The organism is Mariluticola halotolerans, from assembly GCF_021611515.1.
GTDB lineage: Bacteria > Pseudomonadota > Alphaproteobacteria > Rhizobiales > Devosiaceae > Mariluticola > Mariluticola halotolerans.
This window is the reverse complement of sequence record NZ_CP090960.1, coordinates 3,253,904-3,279,241: the sequence shown is the minus strand read 5'-3', so window position 1 is coordinate 3,279,241 and position 25,338 is coordinate 3,253,904. Positions and strand designations below refer to the sequence as shown.

Here is a 25,338-nt window from a genome sequence, read left to right as displayed (position 1 = left end):
CATGCCTGTTTTGGCTCACGCTGCAACAGGCGATAACGATAATACAACAGGGAAAATACCAGTCCGGCACTGCCGGACTGGTATTAGCGTCTAGCGGTCGTCGATCACCGCCGGGCTGCCGGCATAAATCTCGGCCACTTTCTCGGGCCGATGGCGCAATACAGCCCGCTGATTGATGGATCCCTTGTCGGTCACCTCGCCCAGATCGATCGAGGGTGGTACGTCCAGAATCAGCATCCGCCGCACCCGCGTCGAGGAGCCGGTGCTGTGCTTGCCAAATTCCACCAGCTTTTCCTTGAACACGGCGCGCAGCTTCTCATTTGCCGCCACTTCCGCGTCCGACATGGCATCAGATGCCCCGATCAGCGCCCGGCACGCCGCCCAGTTGGGCAGCACAAGCGCGCCGATAAAGTCCTCATTCAGCCCGGTCAGCACTGCGTCGCGCACCAAGCCGTCAAACCGGTTGATCATCTCCGCCCGCAGCGCGCCAACCCCCACCCAGGTGCCGGTTCTCAGCTTGAAATTCTCCGCCGTGCGGCCATCAAAGGTAAAGCCCTTGGCCGGATCTTCGGGATCAACAAATTTCAGCGCATCACCAAGGTTATAAAAGCCCTCATCGTCGAACGCCCCCGCAGTCAGCTCCGGCTCTTTCCAGTAACCCGGCGTAATGCTGGGGCCTTTCAGCCGCGCTTCCAGCTTGCCGTCCATCGGCACCAGCTTCAATTCAATCCCGCGCCCGGGAATGCCCACATTGCTGGCCACACCCGCATCCCAGGTGCACATCAGCGCAAAGGGCGCGGTTTCCGTCGCGCCAAGCCCCGCCGCCACCAGCACCCGGGAGCCAACGGCTTCCACCGCATGGCGCTGCAAGGCATCATAGGTGTGCTGTGCCAGCCCGGCACCCGCATACATCAGCATTTTGACGCGCGAGAAGAAATGGTCCCGCAATTCCGGGTCGGCATCAAAGGCCGGCACCAGTTCCTCATAACCGCGCGGCACATTGAAGTACCAGGTCGGGGCGACATCTTTCAGATTGCGCAAGGTCTTGGCCACACCCGCCGGGGTGGGGTTGCCATCATCAATATAAAGCGTCCCGCCATTATTAAGCACAAGGTTGAACACCTTGTTGCCGCCCGCCGTGTGGTTCCAGGGCGACCAGTCCAGAATAACCGGCGGCTCATCGGCCATGAACCGGTAACAATCCAGCACCATCGCCTGGTTGGATGCCAGCATGCGATTGGTATTGATCACCGCCTTGGGCGAACCGGTCGAACCCGAGGTAAAAAGGAATTTGGCAATCGTATCCGGACCAATAGCGGCAAACGCTGTGTCCACCGCATCCGTCGCCTCGGTCTGCACCATCTCGTCGAACAGGACCGTATTGTCCCGCGCCGGATTGCGGCTCACCACAACCGGCGTGCCCGCTGGCACAACCGCATCGATAGCCTTGCCAAACTGGGTCCCGTCGGCGGCAAAAACCAGCCCCGGCTCCAGCAGCGTCATGATATCGCGCAGCTTGCCATAATCCTTGGAAACCAGCGAATAGGCAGGTGACAGCGGCGCATAGGGAATACCGGCATAATAACAGGCCAGAGCCAGTTGCGCATGCTCCAGATCATTGCCCGAAAGGATCAACAGCGGATGCTCGGCGGAAAGCCCGTGGTCGAGCAAGGCCGTGCCCAGCCGCCGCGCATTCTCCAGCGCCTGACCATAAGTCAGCTTGCGCCATTCGCCGTCCGCGCCCCGGTCCGCCAGATAAAGCTGGTCCGGCGTGGTTTCGGCCCAATGCACCAGCCGCTCGGCAAACCGGACCGGATAATCATCCAGCGGCTCCGTCTGGCGCAAATAAACCGTACCATCTTCCGCTTGCCGAATTTCAAGCTGCGGCACCCAATAACGGGCTTCACGCAAAGGGGCGGCGGCAATGGCGCTGGGGGCGAGTTTAGACATATCCAGGATCCTCCTGAAATTGTTATATACTATTACAATCTAAAAAATCCAGACCGTTTGACAAGGAGATTCACAAGCGCGTCTCCGGGCGGGAAAACCCCAACCCTCCGGCGCAAGACATTGAGCCAAACTCACCTCTAAGGTATTGCAGAAAAATAAGAAAACTAGGCCCGCAAGCTCTCCCTCGGCGCATCCGCCGCCATCGTCTGCCCCACACCCAGCGCATTGCCAAGCGCAAACAGCGTCGGCGCGTCATAGCCGAATTGCGCCGCCCCCTCCGCCACACCGCCAAGCGTCCCGCGCCAGATTTGCTCATCCTTGCGCGCAATCGAGGCGGCGATAATGCAGGGGGTTGCAGCCGACATGCCCTCGGCCAACAGCCGTTCCACCATCTCGCCCAGTGTCCGGCGGCACATGTAAAACACATTGGTGCAGGCCGGATCGGCCAATTGGCCCCAGTCGAGATTGCCGGGCAATTTGCCCATGCGCGAATGCCCGGTGACAAACCGCACCGACTGGGCAAAATCGCGATGGGTCAGCGACACGCCAAGCCGTGCTGCCAGCGCCAGCCCGGCGCTGATCCCCGGCACCACGCTCACCGGAATATTTGCGGCCTCCAGCATGGCAATCTCCTCGCCCGCCCGGCCAAAAATCATCGGATCGCCGGATTTGAGCCGCACCACATGCTTGCCCTGACCTGCCAGCTTCAGCATCATCGCATTGATATCTTCCTGGCGGCAGCTTTCGCGCCCGCCGCGCTTGCCAACGCACAGCCGCCTTGCCTCGCGCCGCGCCAGTTCCAGCACCTCGTCCGACACCAGATCGTCAAACAGGATCACATCCGCCGCCTGCAGCGCCCGCACCGCCTTGACGGTCAGCAGCTCCGCCTCACCGGGCCCCGCGCCCACCAGCGTCACCCGCCCGCTATCACGTTCCGGTCCCGCAGCAATCGCCTCCACCAGCCCGGCCGCATCATCGGCGGCAGGTGCATTCCCACTAAAGGCCAAATCCACAAACCGCTCCCAAAAGGCGCGCCGCGCCGGTCCGGCTTCAAGCCGCTCCATCACTTGCGCCCGCACCGCTCGCGCCGCCGCGCCCCAGGCCCCCAGCAGGTCCGGCAACAGCATTTCAATCCGCCGCCGCACCGCCTGCCCCAAAATCGGTGCCGCCCCATCGGTGGAAATGCTCACCACAACCGGTGAACGATTGACGATCGAGCCAAACTGAAACTGACAGAATGCCGGCTTGTCGATCACATTGACCGGCACTCCTGATGCGCGGGCCAGCGCCACAAATTCCGGCGCCTCGTCCTCATCAAGATCCCCCACCGCCAAAGCCGCCCCGGCAAACCCCGCCAGCCGCCAATCGGCCTCGATCACCCGCAACTCCCCCGCCGACGCCCCGGCGCTTAAAAGCGTCGCCATTTCTTCCGAAATGTCAGCCTTTGTAACGTAAATCTCTACTTTCGCCCCGGCAGCGGCCAAAAGCTCGGCCTTCCACGCCGCCGCCTCTGACCCACCCGCAACAATAACCCGTTGATCAACAAGAGAAAAAAACACAGGCAACACGGCCAGTGGGGCCATGCGTTGAGCATTTCTATTCAGCGGCTTCGAGACGATGCGCATCGATAATCCCCTTGATTTCTGACCGGCAAGAGCCGCAATTCGTGCCCGCTTTCAGCGCAGCACCCACCTGTTCGACGCTAAGGCAACCGCCCTCCGTCACCGCCGCCGCTATCGAATTCACCCCCACCGAAAAACACGAACAAACAATCGCCCCGACATCAGGCATGTCCGCCCCGGGCCGTCCGGCAAGGATCGCCGCACGCGTCGCCGGCGGATGATCCTCGGCAAACTGGCTGACCGCCCATTGCCGCGACACGGCCACCGGCTCGGGCGAGACAAACAGCGCAAACACCACTTCGCCATTTTCAAACAGCGCGAAATTATGTCGGCCCGACCGGCTGTCATGCACCGACAACAACGCCGCATCGTCAGCAATATCAAACACTTGCCGCACAAAAGCTTCCCAGTCCCCGGGATCGTCCATCCCCGTCAGTTCCAGCCGCACCCCGCCATGCGCCTCAGCCAGCGCCCAGTAATCAAGGCCGGAAAGTTCTGGCCGCTGCCGGGCAATGGCAAAGCCATACCAGGCCGGCTTCACCGCCCGCACGCGCACCTCGGCCATTTTCAGCGCCGGCTGGCCCGAATGCGGATCAGTCCGCGCCGTCACCAGCGCATCCACCCGCGCATTGGCGGCAAACTGGTCGGTCCAGTGCATGGGCACAAACACATGCCCGCGCTGCTGCCGGTCAGTCACCAGCGCCCGCACCAGCACCGCACCAAGGTCATTTTCCAGCCGCACCAGCCCCGCCGGCGCAACCTTCAGCCGCGCAGCGTCATCGGGATGCAATTCGGCGAACGGTTCCGCCATATGCGCCGATAGCCGCGCGGCCTTCCCCGTCCGCGTCATCGTGTGCCAATGGTCGCGCACACGGCCCGTATTGAGAATGAAATGCCCCGGCTTCGGCCGCCTTGGTTCGGGCGGCGTAACCGCCACAAACCGCGCCTTGCCATCGGGGGTATAAAACTGCCCGCCCCCAAACATCCGCTTGGCCGGCACGTCCCCCACCGGCCACTGCACCGGCACCAGCGCCTCATAATCCGCAGCACTCAAACCGGTCAGTCCAGAGAGATCAAAATCGCGGCTGCCCTCATTTTCAAACGCCGATAGTGCCGCATGCTCGGCAAAGATTTCAGCCGGATTTTCAAACCCGAAACCCGCGCCAAACCCCATCCGCTTTGCCACTTCGCAAGTGATCCACCAATCGGGTTTTGCCGCCCCCGGCAGATCGAGATAAGCGCGCTGCCGCGAAATCCGCCGCTCCGAATTGGTCACCGTCCCGTCCTTCTCGCCCCACCCCGCAGCGGGCAGAAGCACATCGGCGCAAGCCCCGGTATCGGTTTGAATCGAAATATCAGAAACGACAACAAAATCGCATGATTTCAGCGCCTTGCGGGCACGATCTGCTTCAGGAAGTGAATCAACCGGATTGGTCGCCATGATCCAGACCGCCTTGATCCGCCCGGCCTCAATCGCCTCAAAAAGCTCGACCGCTTTCAGCCCCGGCTTATCGGCCAAACGCGGTGCCTGCCAGAACCGCGCCACCCGGTCCCGCGCTGCTGCATCGCCAAAATCCATATGTGCCGCCAGCATATTTGCCAGCCCGCCAACCTCGCGCCCGCCCATCGCATTGGGCTGCCCGGTGACCGAAAACGGCCCCATTCCCGCGCGCCCGATCCGCCCGGTCGCGAGGTGACAATTAATGATCGCGTTGACCTTGTCCGTGCCGGTCGCCGACTGATTCACCCCTTGCGAATAAACCGTCACCACCTTCTCATTGGCCAGGAACAAATCATAAAATGCCTGCACATCCGAAGCCGCCAATCCGGTCGCCGCAGCCACCCGCTCCAGCGTCCAGCCCTCGGCAATTTCCAGCGCCTCAACAAAGCCGTTTGTGTGCCGCGCTACATAGTCGGCATCGACTTTCCCCGCTGTTGCCAGCGCCGCCAGCAGCCCGGTAAACAGCGCCACATCCCCATCAGCGGCAATCGGCAAATGCAGGTCAGCGAGATCAGCGCTCATCGTCCGGCGCGGATCGATCAGCACCACTTTCATTTCCGGCCGCGCCAGCTTGGCAGCAGCAATGCGCTGATAAATCACCGGATGGCACCAGGCGAGATTGGACCCCACCAGCACCACCAGATCCGCCAGCTCGAGATCTTCATAACAGCCCGGCACCGTGTCCGAGCCAAACGCCCGCTTGTGCCCGGCCACCGAGGAGGCCATGCAGAGGCGCGAATTGGTGTCCATATTGCCCGAGCCGAGAAACCCCTTCATCAGCTTGTTGGCGACGTAATAATCCTCGGTCAGCAATTGCCCCGAACCATAAATCGCCACCGCATCCGGCCCGTGCTCGGCAATCACCGCACCAAATTTTGTCGCCACCAGATCAAGCGCATCCTCCCAGCTCGCCCGCACCCCGCCGATTTGCGGATAAAGCAGCCGCCCCTCAAGCGACAGCGTCTCCCCCAGCGCCGAACCTTTCGAACACAGCCGCCCGAAATTGGCCGGATGCTCCGGGTCCCCTTTGATCGTCACCGACCCATCGGTCTGCCTGCTCGCCAGCACCCCGCACCCAACCCCGCAATAGGGGCAGGTGGTTTTAACGGTCCGGGGGGCTTGCGCGTTCATGCGCCCTACTCCGCCGCAACCGCAACGGCATCGCGGGCCATCAATATCCGCCCGTCCTCAACGCGCACGGGGATGGTCAACACACGGCCCTCGTCCGCTCCCTGCGCTGCGCCGGTCTCCAGCGAAATCACCCAATTATGCAACGGACAGGTCACCGCCGCCCCATGCACAATGCCCTGGCTCAGCGGCCCGCCCTTGTGCGGGCATTGGTCTTCAATCGCAAAAACCTGGTCTTCCTGGGTGCGGAACACCGCAATCTTGCCCATCGGCGTGTTGACGCAGCGCGCGCCCCGCCGGGGAATGTCCGTCACACTGCCAATATCAATCCAGTCAGCCATCATGCTCACTCCGCCGCCACCATGTTGAGATCGGCCATAGCCGCAAATTCATGCGCGTCCTTGCCATTGACCCGCTCTTCCCACGGATCGACCTGGGCAAATGTCTGGCTGAACACAAACCGCTCATAAAGCCGCCGCCGCTTGTCGCGATCAGCGACCACAGCCGCCTGGATGGACTCCATCCCCACGCGCTTCAGCCATTTGTAAATGCGTTCGAGATAATGCCCCTGCTCACGATAAAGCTGCACCAGCGCCACGATGATCTCGAGCGTCTCTTCCTCACTATCCGCATGGCACAGCGGCTCGGTGCCCTTGATGTCGAGCCCCGCCGCCCCGGCAAACACGATGTCGTAACCGCTATCGACGCAGATCACGCCCACATCCTTGCACGTGGCTTCCGAGCAATTGCGCGGACAGCCGGACACCGCCATTTTCACCTTGGCCGGCGTCCACGCCCCCCACATGAATTTCTCGATCTTGATGCCAAGCCCGGTTGAATCCTGGGTGCCAAACCGGCACCAGTCAGACCCCACACAGGTCTTTACCGTGCGCAAGCCCTTGGCATAGGCCGCCCCCGACACCATCCCGGCGGCATTGAGATCAGCCCAGACCCCGAGCAGGTCTTCCTTTTTCACGCCCAGCAAATCAATGCGCTGCCCGCCGGTCACCTTGACGGTTGGAATGGCAAACTTGTCGGCCACATCGGCAATCGCGCGCAGTTCATTCGGCGTCGTGATGCCGCCAAACATGCGCGGCACCACCGAATAGGTGCCATCCTTTTGAATATTGGCGTGCACCCGCTCATTGATGAAGCGCGACTGGTTGTCGTCCTCATATTCGCCGGGCCAGTCCGCCACGAGATAATAGTTGAGCGCCGGCCGGCACTTGGCGCAGCCGCACGAGGTCTTCCATTCCAGTTCCTGCATCACCGCGGGAATGGATTTCAGCCCCTTGGCGCGGATCAACTGGCGCACATCGGCATGGCCCATATCGGTGCATTTGCACATCGGGGTGATCGCCGACGGATTATAACTCCCCCCAAGGGTCAGCGCCAAAAGCTGCTCCACCAGATTGGTGCACGACCCGCACGAGGCCGAGGCCTTGGTATGGGCGCGCACATCATCAAGCGTGGTCAGCCCCTTGGCCGAAATGGCCGTGGTGATCTTCGATTTGCATACGCCGTTGCACCCACAGATCTCTGCCTCATCCGGCAAGGCTGCAACGGCCGCCATAGGGTCCAGCGGGGACCCTCCCTGATAGGCCTGGCCAAAAATCAGGGTCTCGCGCATCTCCGAAATATCGGTGCCATTCTTGAGCATGTCGAAGAACCACGGCCCGTCGCCGGTCTCCCCATACATGACCGCGCCGATAATCTTGTTGTCCTGCAAGACCAGCCGCTTGTAGACACCCGCCGCCGCATCGCGCAGCACGATTTCCTCGCGGTCATCGCCCTCGCCAAAATCCCCGGCGGAATAAAGATCAATCCCGGTCACCTTCAGCCGGGTCGCGGTAAACTGCGGCTTGAACGCGGCTTCCGTATCCCCGCACAAATGCGCCGCAGCAATCCCGGCCTGCTGATACAAAGGCGCGACCAGCCCGTAGCACATGCCGCCAGCCTCCGCGCATTCCCCCACCGAATAGATATCCGGGTCCGAGGTCTGCATCTGGTCATTGACGACAATGCCGCGATTAACCGCCAGCCCGGCCTCTTTCGCCAGCGCCGCATTGGGGCGGATACCGACCGCCATCACCACCAGATCGGCTGGAATAATGGTGCCGTCTTCCAGATGCACCGCCTCCACCCGGTTCGTGCCGGTGATCTGTTTGGTATTGGCCTTGGTGATCACGTTGATGCCGCGCCGCTGCAGCTCTTTTTCCAGCAGATAGCCCGCCGCCGGATCAAGCTGGCGTTCCATCAGCGAGGGCATCAGGTGAATAACCGTCACCGTCATCCCCTGTGCCGTCAGCCCCGCTGCGGCCTCCAGCCCCAGCAGGCCGCCACCGATCACCACCGCATGCCCGCGCGATTTCGCCGCCAGCATCATCGCATGCACATCATCGAGATCGCGATAGCTCAAGACGCCGGGCAGATCATGGCCGGGCACCGGAATGATGAATGGCACCGAACCCGTCGCAATCAGCAGCTTGTCGTAAGGGGCCACTTCGCCATGCTCGGAGGTCACCGTTCTGGCTTCCCGGTCAATGGCGACAACCTTGTGCCCTTTGTAGAGCATCACGTTATGCTCGATATACCAGCCATCCCCGTGGATGATGATATCCTCGAACGCCTTCTCCCCCGACAGCACCGGCGACAGCATGATGCGGTCGTAATTCACCCGGCTTTCGGCATTGAAAATGGTAACGTCATACCGGCCGGGGGCCGTCTCAAACAGTTTTTCAAGCGCGCGCCCGGGGGCCATGCCATTGCCGATGACAACAAGTTTTTGTGCCATTTGCGCCTCCTATTCAGCCGCTGTCGCAAGCGTGCGGCGGGCACGCTTTTCGCGGATATGTTGCAGGGTTTCAGGGTCGGGATCAGCGCCGCCCTCATAGGCCTCGAGAAAGTCCGAAAGCTCCTCGCGATAGGCGTAGTAATCCTTGTGCGCCAACAGCGCCTTGCGCGACCGGGGCCGTGGCAGATCAACCTCCATGACATTGCCGATCCGGGCATTGGGCCCGTTCGACATCATCACCACCCGGTCAGCCAGCAAAATGGCTTCATCCACATCATGGGTCACGCAAATGGCGGTCACCTTGGTCTTGGCCCAGACCTCCATCAAGACATCCTGCAATTCCCAGCGCGTCAGGCTGTCGAGCATGCCAAACGGCTCATCGAGCAGCAGCAGTTTCGGCGACAGGGCAAAGGCGCGGGCAATTCCCACCCGCTGTTTCATGCCATTGGAGAGGTCAGCCGCCAGCTTGTGCATGCTGTCCCCCAGCCCCACGCGATTAAGGTAATATTCCACCACATCGCGGCGCTCGGCAGCGCTCGCCTTGGGATAAACCCGGTCCACACCCAGCGCCACATTCTCGCGCGCCGTCAGCCAGGGCATTAGCGAGGGGGCCTGAAACACCACCGCCCGGTCCGGCCCGGCCTTGGCGATTTCCTTGCCATCGAGAATAATCCCGCCGCCGGAAATCTTGTTCAGCCCCGCCACCATCGACAATACCGTCGACTTGCCACAGCCCGAATGGCCGATCAGGGTCACGAACTCGCCCTTTTTCATCTTGAAATCGAACTTGTCGACCACAGTCAGCGGCCCCTTCGGGGTCGGATAAATCTTGGTCACATCGGAAAATTCAACATAGCGCTCCGATTGCGGCGACGCCGCCGCATCCGCATAAGCGGCCGGCAGATCACTTGCCGGGGCCTGGGTAATCGGCACCACATTCGGCAAAATGATATCGCGGGTTGAAGCCACATCGCGCGCCGCGCCCACTTCCATTAAATATTCGGTAATCTCGCGGCGCAGCCGGATGAAATCATCATTTGAATTCATTTCCGCCCGATCGCGCGGCCGGGCAATATCGACAGCAAAACTGGGCCCCAGTGTCGCCTTCGGCCCCGGATTGAGCGGGATCACCCGGTCCGCCAGAAGGATCGCCTCATCCACATCATTGGTGATGAGCACAATGGTCTTTTTCTCGGCCTCGGAGATCGCCGCAAATTCGTCCTGCAGCTTGGCCCGCGTCAGCGCATCCAGCGCGGAAAGCGGCTCGTCCAGCAGCAATATTTCCGGCTGCATCGCCAAAGCCCGCGCCACCGCCACCCGCTGTCGCATGCCGCCTGAAAGCTCGGCAGGATGCCGGTCGCGGGCGTGCCCCAGCCCGACCATTTCAATATAGCGGGCAACGATTTCCGCCCGTTCCTTGCCGCTCTTGTTTTTGTGCACGGCATTGACCGCCAGCGAAACATTGCCGGCCACCGTCAGCCAAGGCATCAGCGAATAGGATTGAAACACCACCCCGCGCTCGGGCCCCGGCCCGGCAATCTCCTTGCCCCGAAACATCACCCCGCCGCGCTCGGGCTGGATCAGCCCGGCCATCAGCGAAATCAGCGTCGTTTTGCCCGAACCGGAAAACCCCAGAATGGCGACAAACTCGCCCTCTTGAACGCTGAGGTTTACATCGTCCAGCACCTCGCTCCGGCGCGCGCCTTCGCCATAGCTTTTGCAGATATTGGAGAGTTCAAGAATGTTGGCCATCCCTCCCTCCTAGCGGTTCGTGGAATAGGTGAAGGCGGTCTGCAGGGCGAACATCACCCGATCGAGCAGGAAGCCGATAATGCCGATAGTCAAAACCGCAACGATGATGCGCGCCAGCGAATCCGAGGAGCCGTTCTGGAATTCATCCCAGACGAATTTGCCAAGCCCGGGGTTTTGCGCCAGCATTTCCGCCGCGATCAGCACCATCCAGCCCACACCAAGCGACAGGCGCAAACCGGTAAAGATCAGTGGCAGCGCCGAGGGCAGCACCAATTGGCGAATGGTCGTGAAGGTCGATAATTGCAGCACCTTGCCGACATTGATCAGGTCCTTGTCGATCGAGGCAACGCCAAGCGCTGTGTTGATAAGGGTCGGCCAGAGCGAACAAAGCGTCACCGTCACCGCCGAAATCACCAGCGCCTTGGGAAAGGCGTCGCTCGCATCCACATAAGTGGCGGAAACGATCATGGTGACAATCGGCAGCCAGGCCAAAGGCGAGACCGGCTTGAACAATTGCACCAGCGGATTGAGCGCGCCGTTAAAGGCCCGGCTCAGCCCCGATGCAATCCCCAAAGGCACCGCAATAATCGTCGCAATGGCGAAACCAAGCCCCACGGTTTTCAGCGAGGTCAGAATCTGGTCGAAATAGGTCGGCTTGCCGGTATAGGCGCGGTCCTTCACCTTGTCGGCTTGCCCATCGGCAATCAGCTTGGCATTGCGCACATCCTGCCGTTCATAAAAGGCAGCCGCCTTTTCGCGTTCCTTGAAATGATCATCCCAGAGATTTGTCGTTTGCACCCAGACTTCCGCCGGGCCGGGAATAGCCCCCAGCGAGGTCTGCACTTGCGGCGCCAAAGCGCCCCAGGCCAGCACAAAGGCGAAAATGCCGATCAGCGGGATAACCAGCACATCGCGCAATTCCCCCATCTGCTCGCGCGGATTGTCACCGGCGGCGATTTTGAGCAGTGGCGTCAGCCAGCCGAACCCCAATGCATTCAGCCAGGCCGCAGCCTTGTTGATCAGCGCAAACAGCTTTTCGCGGCGCCGGGCCTTGCCATTGTCGATACCGGTGGAAACTTCAGATGCTGTGCTCATGTCCTGAGATCCTTGATCCGCATGTAAGAGAGGCGGCCGCGCCGGGCGCGACCGCTTGAAGTTGCAAAAATCTAGTTGGAAACCACGGCCGAGCCGGTGACGGTCTGACCGGTCTTGAGGCCAATCGTCAGGCTGTCGATATAGGCATTGGGGGTGCGCCCGTCATAGGCGATACCATCGATAATGTCGGCCGCAGGCGTCGGATCGCGATAGCCATCTGTATCCCAGGGGAAATCCGCCTCAGCCACCATGCCCTCGTCCACCAGCATTCTGGCAGCCTGCAAGTAGATATCCGGGCGATAGACCGACTTGGCCACCTCGTCATACCAGCTGTCGGGTTGCTGCTCGGCAATCTGGCCCCAGCGGCGCATCTGCGTCAGGTACCAAACGGCGTCCGAATAATAGGGATAGGTCGCAAAATAGCGGTAGAACACGTTGAAATCGGGCACGTCACGCTTGTCGCCCTTTTCATATTCAAATGTGCCGGTCATCGAATTGGCGATCACCTCGGCATCGGCGCCGACATATTCGGATTGCGACAGGATCTCCACCGCCTCAGGACGATTGGCATTGTCGTTCTCGTCCAGCCATTTGGCCGCCCGGATCAGCGCCTTGGTCAGCGCCAGCGTCGTATTGGGATATTCTTCGGCAAACTCAGCGGTAATGCCGAACACTTTTTCCGGATTGTTCTTCCAGATTTCATAATCGGTCACCACCGGCACACCGATCCCCTTGAACACGGCGGCCTGGTTCCACGGCTCGCCAACGCAATATCCGTGGATCGTGCCCGCCTCCAGCGTTGCGGGCATTTGCGGCGGCGGCGTCACCGACAAAAACGCCTCGGCGCCAATCTGGCCCGATGTGTCTTCATTCGAATAAAGCCCGGGATTGATGCCGCCCGCTGCCAGCCAGTAGCGCAGTTCGTAGTTATGGGTGGAGACCGGAAACACCATGCCCATATTGAAGGGCTTGCCCTCATTGCGCATCGTCTCGACCACCGGCTTCAAGGCCGCAGCGCTGATTGGATGCACCGGCTTGCCATCCTCGCCTATCGGCACATTCGGCTTCATCATCTCCCAGATTTCGTTGGAGACGGTAATGCCATTGCCGTTCAGATCCATCGAGAACGGGGTGATGATATGCGCCTTGGTGCCATAACCAATGGTTGCGGCCAGCGGCTGGCCTGCCAGCATATGCGCGCCATCAAGCTGGCCGGTGATCACACCATCAAGCAACACCTTCCAGTTCGCCTGCGGCTCAAGGGTCACATAAAGCCCCTCATCCTCGAAATAGCCTTTCTCATAGGCAATCGCGAGCGGGGCCATGTCGGTCAGCTTGATAAAGCCGAACTTCAGCTCGTCCTTTTCAACGTCGAGCATTTCGGCCTGGGCAAACACTGTGCCCACCGAAAGAAAAACGCTTGAGAGCACAAGCGCTGCAGCGGCCTTGCGCAGAGGTCGGGTAGTGGCGGCAAATCGGGTCATCTAGGGTCTCTCCATTCGACCTGGTTGACGGAATGCACCATCCGCTGCCCCTCGCGCCCAAAAACAAAAAAGCCGCCAACCGGAGAAGAGTCAGCGGCCTGTGGGCCCTTCACTCCTCCTGTTGGCAGCTTTGCCGTAATGGGCGCCCAGCGCTGGACGCAATTCTTGACGTTTTCACGCCTGATACCGGTTTTCAGATCCTGAAAGCGGTATCGTTGGTTTTGGCTATAGCGAGAATCTCAGCCCCGCGCAACGCATAATTGTGCATCATTTAATCATTTTTGTAATCTGCTTATTATTTAAGCACAATGCTACAGCTTTTGCGCAATAATGTAGCGATCAAGGTCATCCGGATCAAAAACCTGACCATCAAAAAACCCGTCTGGCCCCAGACTAAGCATGCCCTTGGTCACGCCAACGGGCGTCGACTCACCAAGCGCCCCCTCAACCTTGGCATTGGCCGCCGGCACCGGCACCCCGAGCGGCGACAACGCCGCGCGATAAAGATCGGGCCGGTAACATTCCGCCGCAATCCGCGCATTTTCCGCCGTATGCCCCAATTGCCCCCAGCGCACCATTTGCGAATAAAACCACAGCGCATGGCTTTGCCAGGGAAAGGTTGCCGCCCGCGCATGGGGAATGAAAAAATCATCCACGCCTGCCATCTCGCCCCGCGCCAGCATCAGCTGCCCCGAAAGCCCGTGCATCAAAATATCGGCCGGCTGATCGAGATAGTCGGGTGCCGCCAATATCTGCGCCACCTCATCGAGATTTTGCCGGTCCCCGCACCAGATCGAGGCCCGGTAGACCGCCCGGATCAAGGCGGCCAGCGCCTCTGGCTCCCGCCGTGCCCATTCCGAGGTCAGCCCCAAAACCTTTTCCGGGCTCGAGCGCCAGATTGCAGCTTTAACCGTCGCAATCCGCCCCACCCCGCGCGCCACCGCCACCGAATTCCACGGCGCACCAACGCAAAACCCGTCAATCGCCCCGCGCGCCAGGGCGTCGGGCAGCAGGGGCGGCGGCACGATGACAATCTCGATATCCCGATCGGGGTGAATGCCTGAAGCCGCCAGCCAATAGCGCAATTCGTAATTATGCCCTGAATGGGGGTGCACCACGCCAAAGCGCAGCTTTTCGCCCCCGGCCCGCGCCGCAACGACCTGTTTTAACGCCGCCCCCACGGCCCGCGCCGACAAATCACTGGGCGCGCCCGCTGCCACCAGCAAATCCCAAAGCGCGGGACTGACCGTCACCGAATTCCCGCCCAGCCCCAGCGCCATCGGCGCAATCGTCGGCACATTGAGCGGGTTCAGCCCCAGCGAGGAGGCAATCGGCATTGGTGCCAGCATATGCGCCACATCAAAATGCCCCACCGCCAGCCGGTCACGGATATTCGCCCACGAGCTTTGCTTGACCAGATTGAGTTTCAGCCCCTCTTCCGCCGCAAACCCGCGCGCTTCCGCCACCACCAGCAGCGCGCTGTCCAGCAGCGGCAAAAACCCGGCATTGATCTCAAACAGACTGGTCATTGGGCGCGCACTCTCATGGTTCCATCAGCCCCGCTGCCAAAATCAGGCTCTGTGCAATATCCACCATGCGGCGGTTCTGGTTCATCGCGGTCTTGCGCAACAATTGATAGGCAGCATTTTCATCCAGCCCCCGCGTGCGCATCAAAATCCCCTTGGCCTGATCAAGGATCTTGCGATCCTCCAGTTCGCTGCGCGCCTCTTCCAGCTCCCGCGTCAGCTTGGAAAACGCATTGAAACGCGAAATCGCCATATCAAGGATCGGCTTCACCCGGTCCTTTTTCATCCCGTCCACCACATAGGCGGAAACCCCCGCCTCAATCGCCTTTTCCATCGAAGCCTTGTCGGATTTGTCGACAAACATCGCGATCGGCTTTTGCAGCGCCCGGCTGAGTGAAAAGAAGTGTTCCAGCATGTCGCGATTGGGATTTTCGAGATCAATCATCACCACATCCGGCGCGATCTCTGTGACCTTGCGCCCGACCTCTTTGACATCGGTGATAATGAAAACCTGATTATGCCCGGCCTCGCGCAATCCACCCTCGATAATCGAAGCGCGGATGCGGTTTTCATCAATAATCAGAATATTGAGATCCGGGGCCAGCATGAGGACAGTCAATAGCATGCCCACCGATTATGCAAAGCCACATTATGCAAATAGTTTATGCAAACCTGCCTTGTCACAGATGCATGACCCGACGCTAATGGGCGCTTGCACTCCGCCAGTCCTTCCTGTTCTATGACAGGTGGAGTGCAAATATTATGGATCTATTCGATGAAATGATTTGCGGGCCAGATGCGGTTCGCGATCCCTATAGTGCCTATTACAGCTGGTTTTGCGAACAGGACCCCGCCAAACTACGCCGTAAGCTTGCAGATGCGGAAACCTTTTTCCGCCGCAGTGGCATTACCTTCGCCGTTTACGGCAGTCAGGAAGCCGCCGAGCGCCTGATCCCCTTCGACATCCTGCCGCGCATCATTTCGGGCCGCGAATGGCGCAAGCTTTCCGAGGGCATCGAACAGCGCGTCGTCGCCATCAATGCCTTCCTCTCAGACATCTATCACCGTCAGGAAATCATCCGCGCCGGGCGCATCCCGCGCGATCTGATTGTGCGCAACAAGGCCTTCCTGCCCGAGATGATCGGCTTCAAGCCGCCGGGCAATGTCTATACCCATGTCATCGGCACCGACATCGTGCGTACCGGCGAGGACGAATTCTTCGTGCTCGAGGATAATGCCCGCACCCCTTCGGGCGTTTCCTACATGCTGGAAAACCGCGAAACCATGATGCAGATGTTCCCGTCTCTCTTCGCCACCAACAAGGTGCGCCCGGTCGAGAACTATCCCTTTTCCCTGCGCCAAAGCCTCGCAGCCCTCGCCCCGCCGGGCTGCAAGGGCGAACCGACCATCGCCATCCTCACCCCCGGCATCTATAATTCCGCCTATTTCGAACATTCCTTCCTCGCCGACCAGATGGGCGTGGAACTGGTCGAGGGCGCGGATCTGCGCATTGTCGATGGCAAGGTCGCCATGCGCACCACCCGCGGCTACAAGCCCATCGACGTGCTCTACCGCCGTATCGACGATGATTATCTCGACCCCATGACCTTCCGCCCGGATTCAACCCTTGGCGTGCCCGGCATCATGGATGTCTACCGCGCCGGCAATATCACCATTGCCAATGCGCCGGGCACCGGCATTGCCGATGACAAGGCGATCTATTCCTATCTGCCCGACATCATCGAATTCTATACCGGGCGCAAACCGCTTTTGAACAATGTCCCAACCCATCGCTGCGCCGAGCCGGAGGCACTCAAATACGTGCTCGATAATCTCGGCGATCTGGTGGTCAAGGAAGTGCACGGTTCGGGCGGCTATGGCATGCTGGTTGGCCCCACCTCCACCAAGACCGAGCAGCGCGCATTCGCCAAAAAGCTGAAAGCCAATCCCGATAATTACATCGCCCAGCCAACGCTTTCCTTGTCCACCGTACCCATCGTCACCAAAAGCGGCCTCTCGCCCCGCCATGTTGATCTAAGGCCCTTCGCGCTGGTCTCCGACACAATGCGCATCGTGCCCGGCGGCCTCACCCGCGTCGCCCTCAAAAAAGGCTCGCTGGTGGTCAATTCCAGCCAGGGCGGCGGCACCAAAGACACCTGGGTTCTGGAGGACTAATCTGAGATGCTGGGCAAAACCGCAAATGGCCTGTTCTGGATGTTCCGCTATATCGAGCGGGCGGAAAATATCGCCCGCCTGGTCGATGCGGGCCTGCGCATGGCCCTTACCCGCGCCTCCACCGGCGAGGATGAATGGGCCTCGCTCGTCGCCACCGCCGGGGCGACCGCGGCCTTCAAGCAAAAGCACGACACCTTTTCAGCCACCAATGTCATCGATTTCCTGCTGCGCGACCGCGACAATCCCTCCAGCGTGCGCACCTCCATCGAGCTGGCCCGCAACAATGCGCGCCTCGTGCGCACCGCCGTCACCCGTGAGGTCTGGGAAAGCGTCAACCAGTGCTGGCTGACCACCTGCACCCTTTTAAAGGACCGCATCCGCGAAGCGGACCTGCCCGAAGTCCTCGCCTCCATCAAACAGGATGGCGGCCTGATCCGGGGGGCCCTGCATGGCACCATGCTGCGCAACGAGCATTATGATTTCGCCCGCATCGGCACCTTCGTTGAACGCGCCGACAATACCGCGCGCATTCTCGATGTGAAATATTACGTGCTCTTGCCCTCGATTTCCTTTGTCGGCTCCGCCCTTGATAATTTCCAGTGGGAGAGCATCTTGCGCTCCGTCTCCGCCCAGCGCTCCTATCGCTGGGTTTATGACGCGCAATATCAATCGGCCAATATCGCCGATTTCCTCATCCTCAATGGCCGCATGCCGCGCTCGCTGGCCTTTTCCTACGCCAAGATTACCAGCAATCTCAGCTTTCTGGCCGATGAATATGGCGAGAGCCACACCTGCCACGAAACCGCCAACCGCAATCTCCACCGCCTCAAGGGCAAGTCGATCTCGGATATATTCGATCAGGGCCTGCACGAATTCCTGCAGGATTTCATTCAGGACAATAGCCGCCTCAGTCGCGAAATTGCTGAAGCCTATTTGTTCAACTAAGGCGAAATATCATGCGGCTCAACATCTCCTACAGCACCGAATATGGCTATGACGAGCCAGTGAAATACGGCCTGCAGCGCCTGCGCCTCACCCCAAGCACCCGCACCGGCCAGGCCGTGATCGACTGGCGCACCGAGCTTGAAGGCGCGACCGAGGAAGTCTCCTATCGCGACCATTTCAACAATCCCGTCACCCTGATTTCCGCCGAACCGGGCACACATGCCGTCTCCATCACCGCCAGCGGCGAAGTTGAAACCGAAAACCTGCACGGGGTCGTGGGCACCCATTCCAATCTGGCCCCGCTCTGGCTGTTCCAGCGCGAAACAGACCTGACCACAAAAACCCGCGCCATCGCCGCCATGACACGCGAGCTGACCGAAGAAGAAGACGTGCCGCGCATGCACCAGTTGATGGCTCTGATTGCCGAGCGCGTCGAATATGGCTCGGGCGCCACCGATGTCACCACCACCGCCGATCAGGCCCTCGCCGCCGGGCGCGGTGTCTGTCAGGACCACACCCACATTTTCCTCACCGCCGCGCGCGCCCTGGGCTATCCGGCCCGCTATGTCAGCGGTTTTCTGATGATGGACGGGCAAACCCATCAGGCCGCCAGCCACGCCTGGCCCGAAGTCTATCTCGATCAGCTCGGCTGGGTCGGCTATGACGTCTCCAACGGCATCTCGCCCGATGACCGCTATGTTTGCCTCGCCACCGGCCTCGACTATCGCGACGCCGCCCCCATTTCGGGAATTCGTCACGGATTTTCATCAGAAACCCTTGCAGTTCAGGTGATTGTCGAGCAGTGATAGCGCATGCATAATTCATTCGTGCCGTCATGACCTATTGCGTTGCTCTGAAACTCGATCACGGGCTGGTCTTCATGTCCGATACCCGCACCAATGCGGGCGTCGACAATGTCTCCATTTTCCGCAAGATGCACACCTGGTCGCGCCCCGGCGAACGGGTCATCACCCTGTTGACCGCCGGCAATCTGGCCACCACACAGGCCGTCATCTCGGTACTCGACGAACGCACCAAGGCCTCCGAGGATCGCACCTCGTCGCTTTTGGAAACACCTTCCATGTTTCAAACCGCCCAACTGGTCGGCGCAACGCTCAAGGAAGTCATCAAAAGCAATGCCGATACCGGCCAGAAGGCAGATTCCACCTTCAATGCCACCGTCATTCTGGGCGGCCAGATCAATGGCACCGAACCGCGCCTGTTCCTGATCTATCCCGAAGGCAATTTCATCGAATCCTCGCCCGACACCCCGTTCTTTCAGGTCGGCGAAACCAAATATGGCAAACCCATTCTCGTGCGCGCCTATGATCCGGCCATGTCGTTCGAGGAAGCCACCAAAATGCTGATCCTCTCATTCGACAGCACCATCAAGGCCAATCTCTCGGTCGGCCTGCCGCTCGATCTGCAATTTTATGAAAACGACAGTCTCGAGCCGGGCTTTGAAACCCGCATCATGCCCGATGACGATTATTACAACGAATTGTCGAACGGCTGGGGCGAAGCCATCAAACAGACTTTTGCCACCCTGCCCGACTATAAACGCCCCAAACAATAGGCCGGCGGGCCAGCGCTAGTTTTCCCGCCGCATGCTGCTTTCATGCCAGCGGTGCAGCGTCAGCCAGGCGATAAACGATGTCATGGCAAAAATCGCCACCCCGGTCAGCGTCAACAACACCATGGCCGCAAACAGGCGCGGCATATCCAGCCGGTATTGCGATTCCAGCAACCGGAACGCCAGACCGGACCCGGCCCCGGACGATCCGGCAGCAAACTCAGCCACAACCGCCGCAATCAGCGACAACCCGCCGCCAATGCGCAACCCCGCCATGAAATAGGGCAGCGATGCCGGCAGTTTGAGAAAAAACAGCGTCTGCCAGCGCGAGGCACCATAAAGATCGAACAGGTTCAACAAATTGTGGTCAACGCTTTTCAGCCCCTGCACCATGTTCGAGAGAATGGGAAAAAACGCCACCAGAAAAGCGCAGATCAGCAAGGCCGTCTGCGTATCAGGCGCATAGATCAGCAAAAGCGGCGTAATGGCGACAATCGGGGTCACCTGCAACACCACCGCATAGGGAAACAGCGCCAGCTCGATCCATTTCGATTGCACCAGCAAAATCGCCATGGCACAGCCCCCGATCAGGGCCAGCACCAGCGCCGAAACCGTAATTTTGAGGGTCACCCACAAGGCCGGCAGCAAAATCGTCCGGTCCGCGATCAATGCTGCCCACACATCGCCCGGCGCGGGCAGGATGTAACGCGGGATCTGGTTGACCACCACCAGCAAATGCCAGCCCAGCACCGCCAGCACCAGCATGATAACCGGCACCAGCACCCGCAGCCAGCGGCCCAGTTCGGCGCGCCCCGGTGACAGGCTCACCCGCTCGCGTGCCCCATCACCCATCGGTACGCGCCTCAATGCTGATCGCCGCCTGCAAGGCCGCCGACACTTTGGCGCACACCGCCCGGTAAGGCTCGGAGACGCGATAATCGGCATTGCGCGCCGCCGCGCCATCCAGCTTCAAATCGGCATAAACCTGCCCCGGCCGCGCCCGCATCACCACAATCCGGTTCGACAGATAAGCGCTTTCAAACACCGAATGAGTGACAAAAATCACCGTCACCCCGGATTGTTTCCAAAGCCGCAGCACATCATCATTCAGCTTCTGGCGGGTAATCTCGTCAAGCGCTGCAAACGGCTCATCGAGCAACAGCAATTTCGGCCGCGTCACCAGCGCCCTTGCAATCGATACCCGCATTTTCATCCCGCCGGACAATTCACGCGGATAGGCATTGGCAAAATCCGCCAGCCCCACCATGGCAAGCGTTTCCATGATCCGCGCTCGCGCCGCCCCTTTGCCCATGCCCTGCAAACGCAGCGGCAAATAGACATTGCCGAACACCGTTTGCCAGGGCATCAGCGTCGGCTCCTGAAACACAAAGCCGATATCGCCCTCGGGCAAGCCTTGGCCATTAATCGGCGAGGCAGGCCAGGCAATTTCCCCGCCACTCGGCGCGCCCAGCCCGGCAATCAGCCGCAATGCCGTTGATTTGCCACAGCCCGAAGGCCCCAACAGGCTCAAAAACTCGCCACGCCGCACATCCAGCGACATGTCCGACAGCGCCACAGTGCCATTGGAAAAATTCTTGGAGACATGCCGCATCGAAACCACGGCCCCCGTGGTGTCCTGCGCATCTCTGGCAACTGCATCATTCATCGCATGACAACCCGGCACCGGGAACAAAAAGCGCGGGGCCAAACACCCGCACCCAACGATTCAGCCAGGCGCGCCTAGCGAACAAGTTCGACACCAACCCCCTTGCACACAAACGCGGTTGTGTAGGATTGGGTATAATCCAGATCAGCCGGCAACAGCCCGATCTCCACCAGCTTGCCAAAAAATCCGGCACTGCGTTCATCGGTCATGCAGCCAATCCCCAGCGTCTCGGCATCCCCGGAAACGGCAATGCCATATTCTTTCAGCTTGTCGCGGGAAAAGGCCAGCTGCGCATCACTCATGTCCGGATTGTCCTGCTTGATCAAGGCATTGGCCGCAGCATTGTCACCATAGAGATAATTATACCAGCCAATGATCGATGCATCGACAAAGCGCTGCACCAGATCTGGGTTGCTTTCAATCAACGCCTGACTGGTCGAAATCGTCGTCGAATAGGGATCGTAACCGGCATCAGCCAAAAGAAACACTTTCGGCGCCCAGCCCGCTTCCCGCTCGATCGCAAACGGCTCGGAAGTCACATAGCCCTGCTGCACTGACTTCTTGTCGGCAATGAACGGCGCGGAATTGAACGTATAGGGCTGGGTCGGCACCTCGGCAAAAGCGGGATAGCGCCGCTTCATCCATTCAAACACCGTCCCCGCCACCGTCGAGCTGAGGATCAGCTTGTCGGCTTTCGCCAGATCTTCAAACGTCTCCATGCCGGCATCGGGATGCGCCATCAGAATTTGCGGCCCCTTTTGAAAAATCGCGGCCACATGCTTGATCGGGATACCCTGCTCAACAGCATAAAGCCCGCCGATTGCGCCCCCCATATTAAAGGTCAGCTTGCCGGCTGCCAGAAGCGCGGTGTTATTCGCCTGCGGCCCGCCCTGCACGATGGTCACTTCCAGCCCGTATTCGGCATAGGTGCCATCGGCCACAGCCTGATAAAAGCCGCCATGCTCCCCTTGCGCCAGCCAGTCTGTGCCAAAACTCACGGCATCAAGCGCCAGCGCGCCCGTCGTCATCAGACCCGACGTAACAATAGCAGCAATCACACCCAGCTTGCGCCCAAACATCATTTGCATTTTCCTTCCACGGCACCCGCCTGTCCCGAACGACCCGGCGCGTTGCGCAAAATTGCAGGCGACCAACATCCCATGCCGCCTGTTGCGGCTGATAGCAGGTTTTGGCCGTTCCCCGCCAGTCACCTTGAGGCAATGGGTATCAAAACTGCCCGTTCCGGCCCCTTCACGCCTCGTCAACCTCCCCGCGGCTATTGTGTCGAACCCAAATTATGGATAGGGCTATCCCCGGCTCCGCCGAGGCTTTTATCGTCCGCAATTTTGTAAAGTAGTGAAGCGCAATGAACGACCGTCAGACCCCACCCGAACTTCCCCAGATGGCTGCCATCGTCTCGCTGACCAAGCGGACCGGCTATGTCTATCCCTCTTCGGACATCTATAATGGTTTGAACGGCTTCTTCGACTATGGTCCGCTCGGCACCACGCTCAAGGACAATATCCGCCGTTTCTGGTGGGAAAGCATGGTCGAACGTCCGCCGGTTGGCCCCGATGGCCGCCCCTTGCAGACCTTCGGCATCGATAGTTCCGTCATTCTCAACCCGCAGGTCTGGCAGGCCTCCGGTCATGTTGATGGCTTCCACGACGAATTGACCGACTGCGCCGAAACCAAGAAGCGCTACCGTGCTGACCATGTCATGTGCTACCCCGCCCGCCTTAATGGCGAGAGCGAAATGCTCGGCTATGTGTCGGTCATGAGCGGCGATGATGCGGTTGAGCAGCTGGAAAAGCGCTACCGTTTCCTCGAAAAAAGCCTCAGCGGCAAAAAGCTCACCCGCGCCGATTTCAAGGATGGCGTGCCCTATATCGAACTGCCCGAAGACGAGCAGAAAAAAGTACTGGCACCCGACGCTTCAGCCATCGGCACCCTCGGCGCACCGCGCGAATTCGGCCTGATGTTTGAAACCTCGGTTGGCGCGCTGGCCGGTTCGGATTCAAAAGCCTATCTCCGCCCAGAAACAGCCCAGGGCATTTTCATCAATTTCCGCAATGTGGTCGCCTCCTCGCGGCCAAGGGTTCCCTTCGGCATTGCCCAGGTTGGCAAGGCCTTCCGCAACGAAATCACCCCGCGCAATTTCATCTTCCGCAGCCGCGAATTCGAGCAGATGGAAATGGAATGGTTCTGCGATCCCGAAGAGAGCGACAAATGGTTCGAATTCTGGGTGCATGAGCGCCGCGAATGGTGGAACCGTCTCGGTGTACGCTCCGAAAACCTGATCGTGCGCCCGCACGAAAAGGAAGAGCTTTCCCATTATTCCTCGGCCACTTCCGATATCGAATACCGCTTCCCCTTCGCCCGTGGCGAATTCGGCGAGCTTGAAGGTGTGGCCAACCGTTCCGATTACGATCTGCAGCAGCACGCCAAGCATGCCAAGGTGAAGATGGATTTCCACGACCAGGCCAATAACCGCGCCTTCGTGCCCCATGTCATCGAGCCGTCAGCCGGTCTCACCCGCGCCCTGCTCGCGGTCCTTTGCGACGCCTATCGTTATGACGAAAGCCGCCCGTCGAAGGAATATCTGGCCCTGCCGCCCAAACTGGCCCCCATCAAGGTCGGCGTCTTCCCGCTGATCGCCAAGGAAGGCCAGCCCGAATACGCCCAGAAGCTGAACAATCACCTCAGCCAGTTCTTCACGACCCGCATCGAGGAAAAGCAGTCCATCGGCAAGCGCTATGCCCGCATGGACGAAATCGGCACCCCGTTCTGCATCACCATCGATGCCGACACCCTGACCGACAATACGGTGACCGTGCGCGACCGCGACACCGGGGCACAGGAACGCATTTCCGCCGACAAGGTCGATGTTTACGTCGATGCCAAGATCAATCCGGGTGCCGCCACCCTTGGCGGCTTCAAGCCCTGATCCGGCCCGCAACATACGCACCACGCCCCCTTAAAGGGCGTGGTTGCACGATCGACAGGCTTGCCAAAATCGCCACCGCATCGCACAACAATGCCCTGTTCAGCCGCGCATTGGCGCGCTGGCGCCCATAAAGGGAAATGTTGATGGCGGCAAACTGTCCCCTCGGGTTCAAATGACAGCAGAAAACGGCACAGGCGCAACCCTTGAGGGCATGGGCTGGGACGCCTTCTTCGCCGCTCAGGTGTCACCGCCCGAAACCGGGCTCCTGCCCATGCGCATTGCCACCGTCCACCGCGCCCGCATGTCGGCCATAGCCCTTGATGGCCGGGTTAAACTGAAACTTGAACAGCACACCAATACCGCAGATTACGCCGTCGGCGACTGGGTGCTCGTTGAACCGCACACCAACATCCTCCACCGCCGCCTCGACCGCAAATCCGTGCTGCAACGCCACACCGAAGGCGCAAAAGTCCCGCAGCTGATCGCCGCCAATATCGACACCCTCTTCATCGTCACCTCGTGCAATGCCGATTTCAATCCGGCCCGGCTCGAACGCTATCTGGCCCTGACCAATGAAGCGGAAATCAACCCCGTCATGGTGCTGACCAAGGCCGATATCGCCGAGGATGCAGAGAAATACGCCATCGACGCCCGCGCCCTGCAGCGCGACCTTGAGGTCGTCACCCTCAATGCCAAAACCCCCGACGCCGCCGCCGTGCTCGCGCCCTGGTGCGGCCCCGGCCAGACCGTCGCTTTGGTCGGCTCTTCAGGCGTAGGCAAATCGACCCTCTTGAACACCCTCGCCGGCAGCGGCGATGAAGTGCAGGAAACCGGTGCCATCCGCGATAGCGACGCCAAGGGCCGGCACACCACCACGGCGCGTTCCCTCCATGCCATTGCCGGCGGCGGCTGGGTCATCGACACCCCGGGCATGCGCACCCTGCATGTCAGCGACGTCGCCGAAGGCATCGATATCCTCTTCGCCGAAATCACCGAACTGACGCCCGACTGCAAATTCCGCGATTGCACCCACCGGCACGAGCCCGGCTGCGCCGTCCTCGCCGCCGCCAAATCCGGCGCGCTCGATCCAGAACGGCTCGCCCGCTGGTATAAATTGCAGGATGAAAACCGCGACAATGCCAAACCTGCGCCCGGCAGCCGCGGCTTCAAGAAGCGCTAG

At 60.1% G+C, this 25,338-nt stretch carries 19 protein-coding genes; 6 read left to right on the top strand and 13 right to left on the bottom strand.

The annotated features are described in order from the left end of the window. Nucleotides 1-90 precede the first annotated feature (90 nt). The 10 genes from L1P08_RS15635 to L1P08_RS15590 all read right to left on the bottom strand — a co-directional run bounded on the left by L1P08_RS15635 (nt 91) and on the right by L1P08_RS15590 (nt 15,459). On the bottom strand, nt 91-1,950 hold the full coding sequence (locus L1P08_RS15635) for a feruloyl-CoA synthase (RefSeq protein WP_303617917.1): 1,860 nt from the start codon (nt 1,948-1,950) through the stop codon (nt 91-93). Nucleotides 1,951-2,114: 164 nt separating this feature from the next. Next, complete coding sequence (gene cysG / locus L1P08_RS15630) at nt 2,115-3,533, bottom strand: siroheme synthase CysG (RefSeq protein ID WP_303617916.1); 1,419 nt, start codon at nt 3,531-3,533, stop codon at nt 2,115-2,117. Between the two features lie 13 nt (nt 3,534-3,546). Further along, complete coding sequence (locus L1P08_RS15625) at nt 3,547-6,204, bottom strand: nitrate reductase (protein WP_303617915.1); 2,658 nt, start codon at nt 6,202-6,204, stop codon at nt 3,547-3,549. A 5-nt stretch (nt 6,205-6,209) separates the two neighbouring features. After that, the gene (gene nirD, locus L1P08_RS15620) at nt 6,210-6,545 is read right to left on the bottom strand and encodes a nitrite reductase small subunit NirD (protein WP_303617914.1); all 336 of its coding nucleotides are present in this window, start codon (nt 6,543-6,545) and stop codon (nt 6,210-6,212) included. Nucleotides 6,546-6,547: 2 nt separating this feature from the next. Beyond that, complete coding sequence (nirB, locus tag L1P08_RS15615; RefSeq protein WP_303617913.1) at nt 6,548-8,995, bottom strand: nitrite reductase large subunit NirB; 2,448 nt, start codon at nt 8,993-8,995, stop codon at nt 6,548-6,550. Between the two features lie 9 nt (nt 8,996-9,004). Continuing rightward, nucleotides 9,005-10,747 carry an ABC transporter ATP-binding protein gene (locus L1P08_RS15610; RefSeq protein WP_303617912.1) on the bottom strand — a complete coding sequence of 581 codons (1,743 nt, stop codon included), beginning with the start codon at nt 10,745-10,747 and terminating at the stop codon, nt 9,005-9,007. 9 nt (nt 10,748-10,756) lie between these two features. Next, a complete protein-coding gene (locus L1P08_RS15605) occupies nt 10,757-11,842 on the bottom strand; it encodes an ABC transporter permease (protein ID WP_303617911.1) in 1,086 nt (361 codons plus the stop codon). A 71-nt stretch (nt 11,843-11,913) separates the two neighbouring features. Beyond that, entirely contained in the window at nt 11,914-13,326 is a 1,413-nt protein-coding gene (locus tag L1P08_RS15600; protein ID WP_303617910.1) for a CmpA/NrtA family ABC transporter substrate-binding protein, read from the bottom strand. Between the two features lie 311 nt (nt 13,327-13,637). Next, complete coding sequence (locus L1P08_RS15595) at nt 13,638-14,855, bottom strand: CmpA/NrtA family ABC transporter substrate-binding protein (RefSeq protein ID WP_303617909.1); 1,218 nt, start codon at nt 14,853-14,855, stop codon at nt 13,638-13,640. A gap of 13 nt (nt 14,856-14,868) precedes the next feature. Further along, a complete protein-coding gene (locus L1P08_RS15590; protein WP_303619598.1) occupies nt 14,869-15,459 on the bottom strand; it encodes an ANTAR domain-containing response regulator in 591 nt (196 codons plus the stop codon). 155 nt (nt 15,460-15,614) lie between these two features. Here L1P08_RS15590 and L1P08_RS15585 point away from each other — a divergent pair, with 155 nt between their 5' ends. Genes L1P08_RS15585 through L1P08_RS15570 form a run of 4 tightly spaced genes read left to right on the top strand, consistent with a single transcriptional unit; the run spans nt 15,615 to nt 19,548 of the window. Then, on the top strand, nt 15,615-17,027 hold the full coding sequence (locus L1P08_RS15585) for a circularly permuted type 2 ATP-grasp protein (RefSeq protein WP_438268422.1): 1,413 nt from the start codon (nt 15,615-15,617) through the stop codon (nt 17,025-17,027). Between the two features lie 6 nt (nt 17,028-17,033). Beyond that, nucleotides 17,034-17,972 (top strand): alpha-E domain-containing protein, encoded by a 939-nt coding sequence (locus tag L1P08_RS15580; RefSeq protein ID WP_303617908.1) that lies wholly within the window; start codon nt 17,034-17,036, stop codon nt 17,970-17,972. 11 nt (nt 17,973-17,983) lie between these two features. Beyond that, complete coding sequence (locus tag L1P08_RS15575; protein WP_303617907.1) at nt 17,984-18,778, top strand: transglutaminase family protein; 795 nt, start codon at nt 17,984-17,986, stop codon at nt 18,776-18,778. 29 nt (nt 18,779-18,807) lie between these two features. Continuing rightward, entirely contained in the window at nt 18,808-19,548 is a 741-nt protein-coding gene (locus L1P08_RS15570) for a proteasome-type protease (RefSeq protein ID WP_303617906.1), read from the top strand. Nucleotides 19,549-19,563: 15 nt separating this feature from the next. Here L1P08_RS15570 and L1P08_RS15565 read toward each other — a convergent pair whose 3' ends face one another. The 3 genes from L1P08_RS15565 to L1P08_RS15555 form a co-directional block, all read right to left on the bottom strand. Then, nucleotides 19,564-20,397: an ABC transporter permease gene (locus L1P08_RS15565; protein WP_303617905.1), complete on the bottom strand. Its 834-nt coding sequence runs from the start codon at nt 20,395-20,397 to the stop codon at nt 19,564-19,566. Beyond that, the gene (locus tag L1P08_RS15560; protein ID WP_303617904.1) at nt 20,390-21,211 is read right to left on the bottom strand and encodes an ABC transporter ATP-binding protein; all 822 of its coding nucleotides are present in this window, start codon (nt 21,209-21,211) and stop codon (nt 20,390-20,392) included. Before L1P08_RS15560 ends, L1P08_RS15565 begins: the two co-directional genes overlap by 8 nt. Nucleotides 21,212-21,285: 74 nt before the next feature. Then, nucleotides 21,286-22,293 carry an ABC transporter substrate-binding protein gene (locus tag L1P08_RS15555; RefSeq protein ID WP_303617903.1) on the bottom strand — a complete coding sequence of 336 codons (1,008 nt, stop codon included), beginning with the start codon at nt 22,291-22,293 and terminating at the stop codon, nt 21,286-21,288. 284 nt (nt 22,294-22,577) lie between these two features. Between L1P08_RS15555 and L1P08_RS15550 the strand changes: the two genes are divergently transcribed. Both L1P08_RS15550 and rsgA read left to right on the top strand, forming a co-directional pair. Further along, entirely contained in the window at nt 22,578-24,158 is a 1,581-nt protein-coding gene (locus tag L1P08_RS15550; protein ID WP_303617902.1) for a glycine--tRNA ligase, read from the top strand. Between the two features lie 172 nt (nt 24,159-24,330). Further along, nucleotides 24,331-25,338: a ribosome small subunit-dependent GTPase A gene (rsgA, locus tag L1P08_RS15545; RefSeq protein ID WP_303617901.1), complete on the top strand. Its 1,008-nt coding sequence runs from the start codon at nt 24,331-24,333 to the stop codon at nt 25,336-25,338.